The organism is Thermoanaerobacter ethanolicus JW 200 (genome assembly GCF_003722315.1).
GTDB classification, from domain to species: Bacteria; Bacillota; Thermoanaerobacteria; order Thermoanaerobacterales; family Thermoanaerobacteraceae; genus Thermoanaerobacter; species Thermoanaerobacter ethanolicus.
The window spans coordinates 846,334-861,196 of sequence record NZ_CP033580.1 but is presented as its reverse complement, the minus strand read 5'-3'; the positions used below and the strand labels follow the sequence as shown (position 1 = coordinate 861,196).

Sequence of the window (14,863 nt, the reverse complement as noted above, 5' to 3'; positions counted from 1 at the left end):
TGCAGGAATGCTTATTTGGAAAAATCTACTTTAAGCACAGTTTTTGCTGCTTCATCTGCTTTAAAATATTCTCTTTCCTTAAACCCAAACATATTGGCGATGATAGAGGTTGGAAAAGACCTTATCTTGGTGTTATAAGCTTGAACAGCATTGTTATAATCCATTCTCGCTACAGCTATTCTGTTTTCAGTTCCTGCTAGTTCGTCGCTTAACTGCCTGAAATTTGCATCAGCTTTTAAATTAGGATAATTTTCTGCAATAGCAAGAAGCCTCCCCAATGCTGTATTTAATTCATCATTTGAAGCTGCTTTTTCAGCAACAGTGTTGGCACTTAAAAGTTTTTCTCTCGCTTTATTTACACTATCAAAAATCTCTTTTTCATGTGCTGCATATCCTTTAACAGTCTCTACTAAATTAGGAATTAAATTAGCCCTTCTTTGAAGCTGATTATCAATCTGACTCCATTTACTATTTACATTTTCATCTAACGCCACTAATTGGTTATAAGTTCCATAAATTGTCCCAAATACTAATACAGCTATTACAGCCAAAACAATCAATGTAATAATTAGCGGATTTTTCACTGCCATTCCCCTCTCACTATTTTCTAAATACTTTCTATAGTACTATTATATACGATTTATTCCAACAAAGTAAATCTAAATTTGTTTCAAATTTTTTATAATTTCTCTTAACTTTATTTCAAATTCCTTTACTTCCTCATATTGAGGATAATAATTTCCATATCTTACTTTTTCGTAAAGAGCTGTAATTTCCTCCATTGCAGAATGCACAAGAGGAAAAACTTCCACCACTTTTTTATAAACATCTTCACTAGAATGGTTGCCTTTTACAAGAATTTTGTTTTCGTATAAGTGTTTTAAAAATCTTTTATAATAATACCTTACCCTTTCCCTCGAATCCCTATAAATTTTTACTCGCTCTCGAACATTTTCAGCTATTTTCTGGCTTATGCCTTTTAATTTTTTATATGTTTGCAAATCCCCAATTTTTATATCAATCTCTTTTTCTTCTGTAAAATCCCTTTCATGCTTTTCTTTTTGTAGCTTTGTTATTGCTTTTACAATATATACTATCAAAGCAATTATTATGACAACAGCTAATAAAGTAGCTATTCCATTTATCATGTGGACAAGCCAAGCATAATCCTGAGGAATCTGCTCCTCAAACATATTTTCCTTACTATTATCTTGTTTTAAGGCTTCCTCCATCGCCTTTTTAAAATACTCTTCGTCTATATGCAGCAGGCTAAAAAGCCTTGACAACATTAAAAACAAACCATAAGCTAAATAAGAAGCGCCATAAACAAAAATTTTTACAATGCCTTCATACAAATAATGATAGACAAATCCTCTCACAGCAGGAGAAGAAAGTAAAATCATAGTTAAAATTATAAGGCTTACTGCTGCCCACTCAAAAGTTGAAACTCTTTTATTTGACCTATTATCGGAGAATCTGAGATTTTTAACTTCTAAAAGCAAAAAAATGCTCAACAGAATATAAATAATGCTATATTTAGGAATTATCAATATCCCCTCAAGAGGCATAAAATAGTTCGCAATATTTATGACAAATAGACCTATTAACTGCTTATAAAATTGTTCTACATTTAACATATCATTAACGAATATTCCTCTGTTTTTTACTCCTCTTGACCAAATATACAAAAACACAATGAATATGGCCACCAGTTGATAATAATTTTCACTAATTATTGCGCTCAACAAAATGCTAATTACAACACCTATAGTTAAATTCAATTGTTTATAAGTTTTCTCTTTCATCTCAATTTCTGCATTGTTAAAAACCCCGCTTATTAAAGAAACTAGAAGGATTATTCCAAAGGAAATACCTTTTTCTCTAATAAAAAGCCCATTTAATAGGGTGTAAATTAAAAATACCATCATGCCGTCTAAAACTGTCAAAAACGTCCTCACAAACTTTTCTCTATCCCACAGTTTCAAGTTGCTTCCCCTCTTCATTATAAAAGAATAACTTAATATTTGTTGGCAAATGACCAATTTCATTAGGCTTTATTGAAACAATTGAAATTTTTGTATTTCCTATGTCAGAAAGAGCATTTACAACTTTATCATCTACAAAAGGCGTTACAACCACTAAATCTGTGCCCCATGACAAATGATTTGTCATAACCCTTAAAATTTCTTCAAGGTCATATCTCTTAAAAAAAGACAAACCTGCAAAAACCTCAAGAAGCTTTGAAATCTGAGATTCTCCTGCAGAAGGCTCTATAATACTGTAATCCCCCTCAAAAAGGCAGATAGCATTTGTAGAAAATCCAACAGGAATGCCTTTTTTTAATAAATCCACTGATAAAGAAGCTGCTACTTCCACTGCCTTTTCAAACTCTTGTAGGTCAATAGTCTTAAACAGATACCTGTGAAAATCAATGTTAAACAATATCATTATTTTTTTATCTGCTGTATAATCATATTTATTCACTTTTAATGTCTGATTTTTGGCAGTGGCTTTCCAATTTATGTCTTTATAATTGTCAGAAGGAGTATAATCTCTGATTCCACTTATCATAATAGGGTCTTCTATTATCCATCTTCTTACAAACACGTCTCCTTGAAGAGAATCAGCCACAACAAAAGAACTATTCAAATCTATTAGATTAGGATAAACCACCAGTCTCGCATAAGCCAATATTTCACTTTCATATTCCTCACTGCCAAATAAATCGGTAGAAAAAACTTTAACAGGGTCAAAAAGATTGTATACTCCCCTTTTTATACCTACAATTTCAAATTTCCTTGTAATCCTCTGAAAAGGCATCATAGAAAGCACTGTAGTGTGAAAATACTTAACTTTATCATTATTTTCCACCATAGATGATTTTACCATTTGAAGTTCCACAGGAATCTTTTGCTGTAACTTCAAATAAGTAATAGGGAAAATTTTTTTATTTACAAGTGTAACCTTAAGCGTTGTCTTTTCTCCAGGAAAAATAGCTGGATTTTCAAATTTCCGTTCTATTTTCAAATCCTTAAAAATGTATTTTTTATAAAGATTAGCTTGCATGGCTAATACAAAAGCCACAACAAGAATAAACCACAAAGCATTCATTTTCAAAACCACCTAATTTCTATTTTTCAAGAGGGATTGGAACTTCTTCTAAGATTCTTTTCACTACATCTTCCGCCTTTAAATTTTTAAGTTTACCTACCCCTTTTAAAATAATTCTGTGAGAAAGCACAAATGGTGCAATATACCTTACATCGTCTGGTGTCACAAAGTCTCTTCCTTTTATATAAGCATAAGCTTGAGAAGATTTATAAAAAGCCAATGTAGCCCTTGGGCTTGCTCCCAATTCTATCTCCCTATCTTCTCTTGTCCTTTCAATTATATCTAAAATATAATTGGCAACATCTTTTTCCACATACACATTGGTATACTCTTTTTGCATTTTTATTATATCCTCTTTGCTGCAAACTGGCTGAATATTCTCTAAGGGACTACCTTTATCAAAAAGGTCTATTATTCTCTGCTCTTCCTCTCTTTTGGGATATCCCATTTTTATTTTCATCAAAAACCTATCTATTTGAGCCTCGGGAAGAGGAAAAGTGCCGTAACTTTCTATAGGATTTTGCGTAGCAATAACAAAAAAGGGTTTGTCTAAAGGATAAGTGATACCGTCTACAGTTACCTGCCTTTCTTCCATACATTCAAGAAGGCTAGACTGAGTCCTGGGTGTCGCTCTATTTATCTCATCAGCTAACAATATATTGGTAAACAAAGGGCCTTTTTTAAACTCAAATTCATTGAGTTTTTGATTGTAAACATTTATCCCTGTCAAATCGCTAGGAAGTAAATCGGGAGTAAATTGCACCCTCTTAAACTCACAACTAATAGATTTAGCTAATGCTTTGGCAATAGTAGTTTTACCAACTCCTGGCACATCCTCTAAAAGAATATGTCCTGAAGATATTAAAGCTGTAAGCATTAAATCAATTACTTCTCTTTTCCCTACTATCACTTTTTCAATGTTATTCCTTACGTCTTCTAATATTTTTGCATATTCCATCCTATCACCTTTTTCCAAATAAATTTTACCTTATTTTTTTATTATAGAAAACATTTTCTGAAATTTCAATAGTATATGTAAAAGTTAACATTTAATTTAAATTTATGCAAATTTCCTATTGACTTTTTTGCTAAATTGTAATATCATATTAATTAAGAAATATTTCTTATTTAATAAAGGGTTGTGATTAAAATGCATAAGCAAGAGGCAATAAAAAAATTAAAAGAGCACAATTACAAATTAACTCCTCAAAGGGAATTAATACTGGATATCATGTTAAATCAGCAGGGGTATCTTTCTGTGAGACAAATCTATGAAAAAGTAAAAGAAGTCTTTCCTCAAGTAAGTATTGACACAGTTTATCGCAATTTAAGCCTTTTGAAAGATATAAATATTTTAAATGAAACGACAATTGGCAATAATATTATGTATGTAATGCGAAAAGAAATACACAGTCATACCATGAGATGTTTAAAATGCGGCAAAATCTTTGAACTAGACATATGCCCTCTCGAACTTTGGATAAACCAGATAAAAGACTTTGAAATTGTAGACCACAAAATAGAAATCGTTGGTTATTGCAAAGATTGCAGGAGCAACAAAAACTAACTATAGGAGGTAATATTTATGAAAAAAACTTTAATCGCTATACTGCTTATCATGGCTTTAATTTTAGGTATAACCTCTTGTGGCACAAAAACAGTAGAATCTTCAAAACCTGTAGTATATGCATCTTTTTACCCAATTTATGACCTTGCATCAAAAATTGGTGGTGACAAAATAACAGTAAGAACTATAATACCGCCAGGAGTCGAACCCCACGATTGGGAACCTACCACAAAAGACGTGGCTGAAATGACAAAGGCAAAAACTATCCTTTACTTAGGTTTGGGAATGGACTCTTGGATTGACAAAATAAAAACCAATGCTCCAAATGTAACATTTTATGAAGTATCAAAAGGCATAACTCCAATTGTTGAAGGCAATCGAACAAATCCTCATATATGGCTTTCACCAAAAGAAGCCTTGACAATGGCTAAAAACATAAATGAAGCTTTGCAAAAAAGTTTCCCTAATGATAAAGATTATTTTGAAAAAAATTATCAAAATTTAAAAACTACATTAGAAACTCTTGATAAAGAGTACACTGAGACTCTTTCACAAACAAAGCACAAAACCTTTATTGTATACCACCGCGCTTTTGATTATTTAGCAAGAGACTATGGCTTAAAGCAAGAAGCATTAGTAGGTTCAGATGAAGAAGCAGAGGTAAGCCCTGCTAGAATGACAGAAATTATAAATCTTATAAAAAGTAAAAATATAAAATACATTTTCACAGAGCCCTTGACCTCTCCAAAGCCTATACAGACTATAGCAAAAGAGACAGGAGTACAAGTTTTGCCTCTTAGCACAATCGAAGGGCTTACTAAAGAAGATATAAAGAAAAAAGGAGATTACATCTCTTTAATGAAACAAAACCTTGAAAACTTAAAAAAAGGATTGGAGTAGGTGAAAATGAACTTGGTTGAACTTAAGAATGTCAGCTTTGCTTATGACACTAAAAAAATATTAAATAATATCTCTTTAAAAATAAATAAAGGAGAATTTGTTGCAATCATCGGACCTAATGGGTCCGGAAAAAGCACTTTAGTCAACATTATGGTAGGAAATCTCATTCCCACTTCTGGTGAAGTTTTGTACGATGGAGTAAAGCTGCAAAATATAAAAAATAGGTCTTTTATAAGTTATGTACCCCAAAAGTCTTATTCCTTTAATGCCTCTTTTCCTGCCAGTGTAGAAGAAGTAGTATCAATGGGATTATACGCAAAGAAAGGAATATTTAAAAGACTTTCTAAAAAAGATTGGGAAGAAGTATATGAAGCTTTAAGAATTGTAGACATGCTCGATTATAAGCACAGTTTAATAGGAAGACTATCGGGGGGACAACTACAAAGGGTTTTCATAGCTCGCTCTTTAGTTGTAAAACCAGAAATACTTTTTTTGGATGAGCCTACAACGGGAATTGATGCAAAGTCTGAAAAGGCTTTATACACTATCCTTGAAAAATTAAATAAAGAAAAAGGTATAACTATAGTAATGGTAACCCATGACGTTTGGGCAATTACTGATAAAGTATCAAGGATAATATGCATGAGTGAAGGTAAAATAAATGAAAAATGTGAAGCCGTCGACCTTACAGCAGGAGAATTAGCTGAAGTATATGGATATCCAGTAAAAATAGCAAAACATCATCACAATGGGAGTGTTAACAATGATTGATATTTTTTCCTATGAATTTATGAGAAGAGCATTTATAGCCGGAAGCATTATTTCAATAATTGCACCTTTAACAGGTAGCTTTCTTGTCCTAAGACGGCTTTCACAAATAGGAGACACCCTTTCTCACGTTGCTTTAGCAGGAGTGGCAGCAGGTATTTTACTTGGAATAAATCCTACATTAGGTTCCATAATTGTAGTACTTTTAGCTTCTTTTGGAATAGAAAGACTGAGGAAGACATATTTCAGGTATTCAGAAATATCAATAGCCATAGTAATGTCTGCAGGAATGGCAATTGCCATAATTCTTTTGAGCTTATCTCGTGGCGGCGCAGCCAACATAATGAATTATCTGTTTGGAAGTATTGTGTCTGTAACAAACACTGACGTCCTTTTGATTTCAACTCTCGGTATCGTTGTAGTGGCGTCAATTATGTTGCTGTACAAAGAGTTATTGTACATCACTTTCGATGAAGAAGCCGCAAAAATTTCAGGGATACCCGTAAGCTATATCAATTTCTTCTTTACAATACTAGTAGCTTTAACTGTTGCCCTCGCCATGAGAATTGTAGGTGCGCTTTTAGTCTCAGCCCTAATGGTAATACCGGCTGCCGCAAGTTTAAGAATCGCCAAAAGCTTTAAACAGACAATATTTTATGCAATACTCTTTTCCTTTATATCAGTTTTTTCAGGAATATTTCTATCCTTTTACTTAAACTTATCCCCCGGTGGAAGTATAGTTCTCGTCTCGCTTTTAATAATGGGACTCGTTTCATTAAAGAAGAGGTAAATAAAAGAAGAAGAGGCTGTTTGACAATCAAATTTTTAACAGCCTCTTCTTGCTTTTTATCATTTACTACTCAATAGAATTTTTCTGTATTACCTCTTTATACCACAATGCACTGTCTTTTAATATTCTCTTTTGCGTCTCATAATCCACATAAACTATCCCAAATCTTTTTGAATATCCATGGGCCCATTCAAAATTGTCCATCAGCGACCATACGAAATATCCTTTTAAGTTACCTCTTTCTCCTATAAATTTTGCTGCTGCTTTTAAGTGCTCTTTAATGTATTCTATTCTTTCATCGTCGTGTACTCGTCCATCCTCTGTCACTTCATCTTTAAATGCTGCTCCATTCTCTGTGATATACATAGGCAGTTTTGTATATTCTCTATCTAGCCTTTTTAAAAGGTCATACAAAGACTCTGGGCTTATCTCCCATCCCATCTCCGTCCTCTTACCTGGACCCGGTACATTCTCTGCCTTTAGCATGGAATCTTCGTTGTATTTTACAATACTTCTTGTATAATAATTGACTCCAAGAAAATCTATCGGAACACTTATAGTCTTTAAATCTCCTTCTTTTATAAAGTCAAATTCTCCAATTATTTTACTATATAATTCCATCATATCCTCTGGATAATTGCCTTTGAATATTGGATCTAAAAACCATCTGTTAGCAAATCCGTCAGCATATTGGGCTGCTAATTTGTCTTCTTCTTTTTCACTGGCAGGATATGCAGGGGTTAAGTTTAGTGTTATACCAATTTTACTCCCTTTTATATTCATTTCTCTGAAGGCTTTTACTGCTTCTCCATGGGAAAGTAGTATATGATGAGCTGCTATTAGTGCTTCTCTGTAGTTTTTGTGCCCTGGCGCATGTTCTCCTATCCCATAGCTTAATATTGATGCACACCATGGTTCGTTATGGGTTATCCATAAGGGTATTACATCCCCTAATTCTTCAAATAGTTTCGTGGCATATTCTACATACCATTTTACACTGTCCCTATTTAGCCACCCCCCTCCTTTGTCATACGCCCATTGTGGTAAATCCCAATGATAAATTGTCGCGGTTGGCATTATGTCCTTCTTCAATAACTCATCTACTAATCTTTTGTAAAAGTCCATCCCTTTTGAATTGTATTTCCCTTCTTCAGGGAAAATCCTTGGCCATGCAATTGAAAATCTGTAAGCTTTTACTCCTATTTCTTTTAATATTTCTACATCTTCCTTATAGCGGTGGTAATGGTCACAGGCTACATCTCCTGTGTGGCCATTATAGGTTTTCCCTTCTGTCTTTGAAAATGTATCCCATATGGAAGGAGTCCTCCCATCTTCATTTACAGCTCCTTCAATTTGGTATGATGATGTAGCAGTTCCCCAAAGAAAATCTTTTGGAAATTTTATCAATATTATCACTCCTATCTTTAATGGTAATTGTTGAAACTTTTTTACTTTATATATTTGCTACTAATTGAGTAATGTCAAAAACTTCAACACTCTCGGGTTTTTGTGAAAATTTTACTTCATATTGTTTACCTGGCATCATATTTAAACAACTGTCAGATAAATCTATATCATTTTCGGGCTCTATAAACACTCCAAATGCTGGAACATCTGTTGTTAAGACTATTAAATCATTTTTTATTTGATAATTAATTTTGGGTTCTATTAAACTTAAATTTCTAAATTTATCAAACACTTTATAATTCTCATAAGTCTTGCCATCAGCAATTATTTCTACATATATAACACTATCTAGTAGTTCTCCATTTTTCTCTACTGGCAATGTACACCCCGGTATTGCTATAGGCATTTCCTTTACACTGTACCCAATATTTAATTCCTCAATTTTATAGTGAGCTATTTTTGTAACGTCATTTGCTATTAATCTCGTTTTTAACTGTTTCTCTGCAATTTTTTCACCATTTAGTTTGAAAACTTTTATAGTTACCTCTACTTCTTTATCATGCACCAAATCACTTATGCCATAGATTGTGATACCCCCATCTTCCTCTTTTATGTATGGTAAAATTTCTGCATAAAATTTCTTTGAATAGTGATACAATGCTTTTTTCCTCTTGTAATAATCAATACAAGACCAGCTAGCTACAGGCCAGCAGTCATTAAACTGCCAGTACAATGTCCCTGCTGTCTTAAATTTTCTTGACCTCCAATGTTCTACACCTGTTTTTATAGCCTCTGCTTGGTTAAATTGACTTAAGTAAACAAAGCTTTTAAGGTCTTTAGGAAATCCTAAGTGTCCTACCATAAACCTTACTAATCTTTCCATTCCTTCAACCATTTTGTTGTGAGAAATCATAACTGGACTCAGTATTGTCCTATCTTCAGGAGATGTGTAAGAAAGTACTGTTTTCCAATCTGGCATTGATTGGAATCCAAATTCACTAAGAAATCTGCCCTTATCTTTTGTGTACTCTTCATAGTCTACCCATCCACTCCACACATTCCATTGATGCCTATCGCCTTCAGTTTCTCTATTTGGATCTTCTCCTCCATAAGGACTTGATACCCAATAAGGCCTTGACGGATCTAATTTTGCACACACTTTAGGTAATATTTCCTTATAAATGTAATTGCCCAAATATTTTGGATCTCCATTATCCCACCAGGAGTGAAATCCCCAATTGTTTTCATTATTCCCACACCACAATACAATTGAAGGATGATTTCTAAGACTTAATATGACTTTCTCGGATTCTTCTTTTGCTAATTTTTGAAACCATTCAAGTTGGTCAGGGTATTGGGCACAGGCATACATAAAATCCTGCCATACCATTATGCCCATCTCATCACAGGCATTATAAAATGCTGGATCTTCATATATCCCTCCTCCCCATACTCGTAGCATGTTCATATTCGCTTCTTTTGCAAGTCTTATATATTCGTAATAATCTTCTTTGGTCAATCTAGGTAATAAGTTGTCAGCTGGTATCCAATTGGCTCCTTTTGCAAAAACTTTTACACCGTTTATTTCAAAAATAAAACTTTCTCCTTCTTCATCTTTTTCTCTTATTAATCTAACTGTCCTTATTCCGCTTTTAAAACTTTTTTCATCTATTATTTCTTCATCCGCTAAAAGTGTTATTTTCACTTCATAAAGAGGCTGTTCTCCAAATCCATTTGGGTACCACAATTTAGGATTGTCTATAATCATTGAGGCTTTTATCTTGCCCTTCTGAATTTTTACTCGCTTCTTCCCATATGAAATGTCTTTATGCATTATTTCTATTTTAGCTTCAAGATCTTTTTGCGTATAACTTTCAACTTCTGCATTTATTGCCACGTAAGCTTTGTTTTGCTCAATTTTTTCTGTATGGAAATATGGATTTTTTATCTCTGCATATTTTACTAAAGACAAATACACGCCTCTCCAAAGGCCTACCTGGACTATCCTTGGACCCCAATCCCATCCGAATGAATATTGTGCTTTTCTCACATAAGGCCTGCCACTTTCTCCTGACCATTCAAGTTTTACAGAACTTGTTTGTTCCACAGCTTTTATCGTCTTTATAGGTGAATCAAAATGTACCTCTAATATATTTTCCCCATATCTTATAGCATCCTTAACGTTGAATTCATGTGGTATAAACATATTTTGTGTTCTTCCTAAGTGTATGTCATTTAAATAAATATCAGCAAAAGTATCTATTCCCTCAAAAATTAACTTTATTGCGTCAAATTCATCCTTGTTTTTTACATCAAAGTCAAATTCTTTCCTATAAACCCATTCTTTTTCTTCTAATTTATGAAACTTTATTTCATTCATGCGATAATAAGGATCTTCTATTTTCCCTAGTCTTATTAAATCTAGCTGAACACATCCTGGAACTTCTCCTTCATACCATTCACTAGCATTTGCCTCTCTAAAATGCCATGTTCCATTTAAAGAAATTCGCTTTTCCATAATTAAATCACCTTTTTTAAATTTTCTTGCCTTACCATTTTTACTGTAATTTAATTTCTATTTTTAATCAAAGTTTTACACAAGCAACATAATGGTCTTCCTCTACTAATTTAAGTGTAGGTTTAAAGCAACTTGTATCTGCTATAGGGCATCTATCTATATACTTACATAGTCCCTCTTTCCATATAGCCTGCTTTTTGTCCGAATCTTCAATATCAATTCTGTCAGTTTCCCATTTTCTGTCTAATTGTGGTATTGAGTCTAATAGCATCTGTGTATAAGGATGTCTCGGATTAGAAAAGACTTTTTCTATTGAGCCCATCTCTACAACTGACCCTCTATACAAAACCACTATCTTATCGCTTATATAATACGCCTGCGAAAGGTCATGGGTAATAAACATTATAGCAGCTCCTATTTCTTTTAAGCTAAGCAATGCTTCTAAAACATCTACACGAGTTGAAGCATCTAACATACTAGTAATTTCATCTGCTACTAATACCTCTACATCCATCAGTAGCGCCCTTGCTATTAATAATCTTTGAAGCTGTCCTCCACTCAATTGGTGTATATACTTGTTTAACACATCTCCAGCATTCAGTCCCACTTTCTTTAATACATTTTCTACTCTATCATTCCATTCTGATGCAGGCACTTCTTTTTTAAAGGATTGTCTTACTAATTTAAATATTCTATTTACTTTAAATATAGGATTAAAAGAGGAATATGGGTCTTGAAAAATTCCTTGAACTTTTGAGTAAAACTCTTTGTTATTTGATATGCTAAAGATATCCTTGTCCTCAAGTAAAATTTGGCCACCACTTGGTTTTAGCAATTTTAACATCATTTTACCTATTGTAGACTTTCCACTGCCACTTTCACCTACTAAAGCTAAAATCTCTCCTTTGCCTATTTCAAAATTTACTTCATCTACTGCTGTTATTGTGTTTTTACTAAACAAAAACCCTGAATTAAAAACCTTTGTAAGATTCTTTGCTTTGATCATAAATCCTTCACCTTCCAACAAGCCACAAGGCGGCCTTTATTGATTTCTTTAAGTGGTGGCTCTTCTAAACAGTTTTCATCTGCAAATGGACATCTATCTCTAAATCTACATCCTGCTGGAGGATTTATGAGATTGGGAGGATGACCAGGGATACCCTCTAATTTTTCTTTTGTATGACGTATTCCTGCATTAGGCAATGATTTAATCAGAGCTTTTGTATAGGGATGCAAAGGATTCGCTATTATTTCTTCTGTCGGACCAATTTCCGCTACTTTCCCTGCATACATTATAACTATCCTATCCGCTATTTGGTATAAAACTGCTATATCATGGGTAATAAATATTATTGAGTTTACTATCTCCCTATCTCTAAACTCCTTAAACATCAGCGAAACTGCTTTCTGAGAAGATACATCAAGGGCTGATGTGACTTCGTCTGCTATTAAGAGGTCGGGATTTAATAAAGTCGATATTACCAATACTAGCCTCTGCTTCATCCCACCTGAGAGTTCAAAAGGATACATATTAAGAACATCTTTTGAAAGTTTTACCATATTTAAACGTTCATGTAGCCTTTTTTCTATTCCCTCATATTTTATTTTGTGTTGCCCTACTAAGTCCCTTATTATCCTCCCTATTTTGCGGGTGGGATTTAAAGCATCCATAGCATATTGAGGAATAAGAGAAATTTTCTTATAACGATACCTCCTCATTTCAGTATTATTGTCTATTGGCAATTTTTCTCCGTTAATCTTTACCTCTCCTGATACATATTTCATTGGCGGCTTTAAAAGTATCAATGAATTACCCAGGGTTGACTTACCACAGCCTGATTCCCCTGCTATACCTAATATTTCTTTGTCATTTATTGTAAAAGTTACATCATCTAATGCTTTGGCGTCACCATGCAATGTTTTGTAATAAATTCGTAATCCTTCTATTTGTATCAATTCGGTCACTCCTCCCTCAGCCTTGGATTAAATATTTCGTCAAGACCTATATTGAGAAAATATAAGGAACTGACTATCATTGTGATTGCCAACCCTGGAGGAACAAACCACCACCACATTCCTAGTTGGATTGCGTTCCATAATACTGAGTACTGCATCATTAAGCCTAATGAAATTCCCCTTGTTGGTCCCAATCCTATAAAATCCAATCCTACTGCTGCTAATATTGCTCCTGCAAACTGCAATATGAATACCATTACTACATAAGACATCATGTTTGGCGCTATTTCTTCTAAAACTATTTTTAATGGTCTCAATGCTGTTATTTTAGCTAAATTCACAAACTCTCTTGACCTTAAAGAAAGTGTTTGGGCACGTACAGCCCTTGCTGTCCATGGCCATGCTGTCAAACCTATTATCACGCTTTGTATCCCTATTCCTCTATAGGGTAAATAGGCTGCTATGATTATGAGTAAAGCTAAGGTAGGTATTACTATTAATATGTTCGTCAACATCATTAAAAGGTCGTCTAATAATCCGCCTTTGTATCCTGCTATAAAACCAATTAAAAGCCCTATTATTGTGGCAAGTCCTCCTCCAAATAACCCAATAAAAAATGTCGACCTGAGTCCGTATACAAACTGGGTAAAGACATCTTGCCCAAAGGTTGTTGTCCCTAACCAGTTTTCTCTGCTTGGAGGAAGATTGCTCATACTGACATACTCCAATGGATCTTTATAGTGAGAAATATAAGGTCCAATTATAGCCAATATCAGAAAAAATAGTAATATTGTCAAGCCTATCTTAAATTTCGTGTTTTTAAACGCAAAATATATAAACTCTTTCATACATTTTCTCCTCCAAGTCCTAGTCTAATTCTTGGATCAACAATCATGTATAGTATATCAACTAAGAAATTCGCAAGTAATACCCCTATGATTATAAACAAGAAGACTCCTTGTACCAAAAAATAATCCTGATTTAATATACCTTGCAATAACATATATCCCATTCCTGGATAAGAAAATACTACTTCTGTTGCTATGGACCCTGCTACGATTGTACCTAATTGTAAGGCTAAACCTGTAATCTGTGGAAGTATAGCATTTTTAAAGGCATATCGCCTAATAAGCCCTTCTGATGCTCCTAACGCTTCTAAATATCTTGAATAATTGGCTTCAAGTTCATATATTATCAAATTCCTCATACCTATCGCCCAACCACCAATTTGCACTATAAAGAGAGACAAAAAAGGCAATATCCAATGTCTTAAAAAGTCCACTACAAATTGCCATGACCAATTCGGTCTCATACTAAAACTATAAGCTCCTGCAATAGGGAAAATCCCAAAAACAACTCCTAATGCCCATGCTAATAGTATTCCTAACCACATGTATGGTATAGATGTAATTATATAAAAAATTGGTAACATTCTGGAATCTAAGCTTCTATGTCTCGCTGCTACTGCTCCTATATAGTTCCCTACTATCCAACTTAGTAAAATTGATGGCAATAACACTACTAATGTGTAAGGTATAGCTTGTGCTATAACATCTAGAACCGGTTTAGGATACATATAAATGCTAATTCCTAAATCACCTTTAAACAATGCTATCCAAAAGTTAAGGTATTGTTTCCATAAAGGTAGATCTAAGCCAAAAGCTTTGATTAGATACCCATACATTACTTTTGCTGACTCTGGTAGCCCCGAAAATCTTGAAACTAATACAAGAATGGGGTCCCCAGGCATAAACCTGGGGATTAGCCAGTCAATAGTTACTGCAAAAAAGAAAGTCAAAATGTAAATGTACAACTTCTTTATTAAATACCGTAACATTTATATACC

General features: G+C 33.7%; 14 protein-coding genes. 4 read left to right on the top strand and 10 right to left on the bottom strand.

Translation table 11 applies throughout. From position 1 onward, the window contains the following. Positions 1–11: 11 nt before the first annotated feature. The 4 genes from EB239_RS04150 to EB239_RS04135 form a co-directional block, all read right to left on the bottom strand. Positions 12–584 (bottom strand): LemA family protein, encoded by a 573-nt coding sequence (locus tag EB239_RS04150; RefSeq protein WP_003869862.1) that lies wholly within the window; start codon positions 582–584, stop codon positions 12–14. A gap of 75 nt (positions 585–659) precedes the next feature. After that, positions 660–1,985, bottom strand: coding sequence for a DUF4129 domain-containing protein (locus EB239_RS04145; RefSeq protein WP_003869863.1), 1,326 nt, complete (start codon positions 1,983–1,985; stop codon positions 660–662). Then, positions 1,969–3,111 (bottom strand): DUF58 domain-containing protein, encoded by a 1,143-nt coding sequence (locus tag EB239_RS04140; protein WP_003869864.1) that lies wholly within the window; start codon positions 3,109–3,111, stop codon positions 1,969–1,971. Before EB239_RS04140 ends, EB239_RS04145 begins: the two co-directional genes overlap by 17 nt. A 19-nt stretch (positions 3,112–3,130) precedes the next feature. Then, positions 3,131–4,069, bottom strand: a complete 939-nt coding sequence (locus EB239_RS04135) for an AAA family ATPase (protein ID WP_003869865.1) — start codon at positions 4,067–4,069, stop codon at positions 3,131–3,133. A 192-nt stretch (positions 4,070–4,261) separates the two neighbouring features. On the opposite strand from EB239_RS04135, the gene EB239_RS04130 reads away from it, so the two are divergent. From EB239_RS04130 to EB239_RS04115, 4 genes are read left to right on the top strand one after another with little or no spacing between them, the layout of a single operon-like run. Next, positions 4,262–4,678: a Fur family transcriptional regulator gene (locus tag EB239_RS04130; RefSeq protein ID WP_003869866.1), complete on the top strand. Its 417-nt coding sequence runs from the start codon at positions 4,262–4,264 to the stop codon at positions 4,676–4,678. Between the two features lie 18 nt (positions 4,679–4,696). After that, the gene (locus EB239_RS04125; protein ID WP_003869867.1) at positions 4,697–5,578 is read left to right on the top strand and encodes a metal ABC transporter substrate-binding protein; all 882 of its coding nucleotides are present in this window, start codon (positions 4,697–4,699) and stop codon (positions 5,576–5,578) included. A 6-nt stretch (positions 5,579–5,584) separates the two neighbouring features. After that, positions 5,585–6,349 carry a metal ABC transporter ATP-binding protein gene (locus tag EB239_RS04120; protein ID WP_003869868.1) on the top strand — a complete coding sequence of 255 codons (765 nt, stop codon included), beginning with the start codon at positions 5,585–5,587 and terminating at the stop codon, positions 6,347–6,349. Next, positions 6,342–7,136 (top strand): metal ABC transporter permease, encoded by a 795-nt coding sequence (locus tag EB239_RS04115; protein ID WP_003869869.1) that lies wholly within the window; start codon positions 6,342–6,344, stop codon positions 7,134–7,136. The genes EB239_RS04120 and EB239_RS04115 overlap by 8 nt, the downstream gene beginning before the upstream one ends. Before the next feature lie 66 nt (positions 7,137–7,202). On the opposite strand, the gene EB239_RS04110 is transcribed toward EB239_RS04115, so the two are convergent. The 6 genes from EB239_RS04110 to EB239_RS04085 form a co-directional block, all read right to left on the bottom strand. Beyond that, the gene (locus EB239_RS04110; RefSeq protein WP_003869870.1) at positions 7,203–8,543 is read right to left on the bottom strand and encodes a GH1 family beta-glucosidase; all 1,341 of its coding nucleotides are present in this window, start codon (positions 8,541–8,543) and stop codon (positions 7,203–7,205) included. Between the two features lie 46 nt (positions 8,544–8,589). Then, complete coding sequence (locus EB239_RS04105) at positions 8,590–11,061, bottom strand: beta-mannosidase (RefSeq protein WP_003869871.1); 2,472 nt, start codon at positions 11,059–11,061, stop codon at positions 8,590–8,592. Positions 11,062–11,128: 67 nt separating this feature from the next. After that, positions 11,129–12,067: an ABC transporter ATP-binding protein gene (locus EB239_RS04100; RefSeq protein ID WP_003869872.1), complete on the bottom strand. Its 939-nt coding sequence runs from the start codon at positions 12,065–12,067 to the stop codon at positions 11,129–11,131. Then, complete coding sequence (locus EB239_RS04095) at positions 12,064–13,017, bottom strand: ABC transporter ATP-binding protein (protein WP_003869873.1); 954 nt, start codon at positions 13,015–13,017, stop codon at positions 12,064–12,066. The genes EB239_RS04100 and EB239_RS04095 overlap by 4 nt, the downstream gene beginning before the upstream one ends. A 5-nt stretch (positions 13,018–13,022) precedes the next feature. After that, positions 13,023–13,865: an ABC transporter permease gene (locus EB239_RS04090; RefSeq protein ID WP_003869874.1), complete on the bottom strand. Its 843-nt coding sequence runs from the start codon at positions 13,863–13,865 to the stop codon at positions 13,023–13,025. Continuing rightward, positions 13,862–14,854 carry an ABC transporter permease gene (locus tag EB239_RS04085; RefSeq protein WP_003869875.1) on the bottom strand — a complete coding sequence of 331 codons (993 nt, stop codon included), beginning with the start codon at positions 14,852–14,854 and terminating at the stop codon, positions 13,862–13,864. The genes EB239_RS04090 and EB239_RS04085 overlap by 4 nt, the downstream gene beginning before the upstream one ends. Positions 14,855–14,863 lie beyond the last annotated feature (9 nt).

Bases quoted from the DNA above. Each gene is read 5' to 3' on its own strand.
- EB239_RS04135 (WP_003869865.1), bottom strand. From the start codon at position 4,069: ATGGAATATGCAAAAATATTAGAAGACGTAAGGAATAACATTGAAAAA.
- EB239_RS04115 (WP_003869869.1), top strand. From the start codon at position 6,342: ATGATTGATATTTTTTCCTATGAATTTATGAGAAGAGCATTTATAGCC.
- EB239_RS04100 (WP_003869872.1), bottom strand. From the start codon at position 12,067: ATGATCAAAGCAAAGAATCTTACAAAGGTTTTTAATTCAGGGTTTTTG.
- EB239_RS04105 (WP_003869871.1), bottom strand. From the start codon at position 11,061: ATGGAAAAGCGAATTTCTTTAAATGGAACATGGCATTTTAGAGAGGCA.
- EB239_RS04140 (WP_003869864.1), bottom strand. From the start codon at position 3,111: ATGAATGCTTTGTGGTTTATTCTTGTTGTGGCTTTTGTATTAGCCATG.
- EB239_RS04090 (WP_003869874.1), bottom strand. From the start codon at position 13,865: ATGAAAGAGTTTATATATTTTGCGTTTAAAAACACGAAATTTAAGATA.
- EB239_RS04085 (WP_003869875.1), bottom strand. From the start codon at position 14,854: ATGTTACGGTATTTAATAAAGAAGTTGTACATTTACATTTTGACTTTC.
- EB239_RS04120 (WP_003869868.1), top strand. From the start codon at position 5,585: ATGAACTTGGTTGAACTTAAGAATGTCAGCTTTGCTTATGACACTAAA.
- EB239_RS04125 (WP_003869867.1), top strand. From the start codon at position 4,697: ATGAAAAAAACTTTAATCGCTATACTGCTTATCATGGCTTTAATTTTA.
- EB239_RS04130 (WP_003869866.1), top strand. From the start codon at position 4,262: ATGCATAAGCAAGAGGCAATAAAAAAATTAAAAGAGCACAATTACAAA.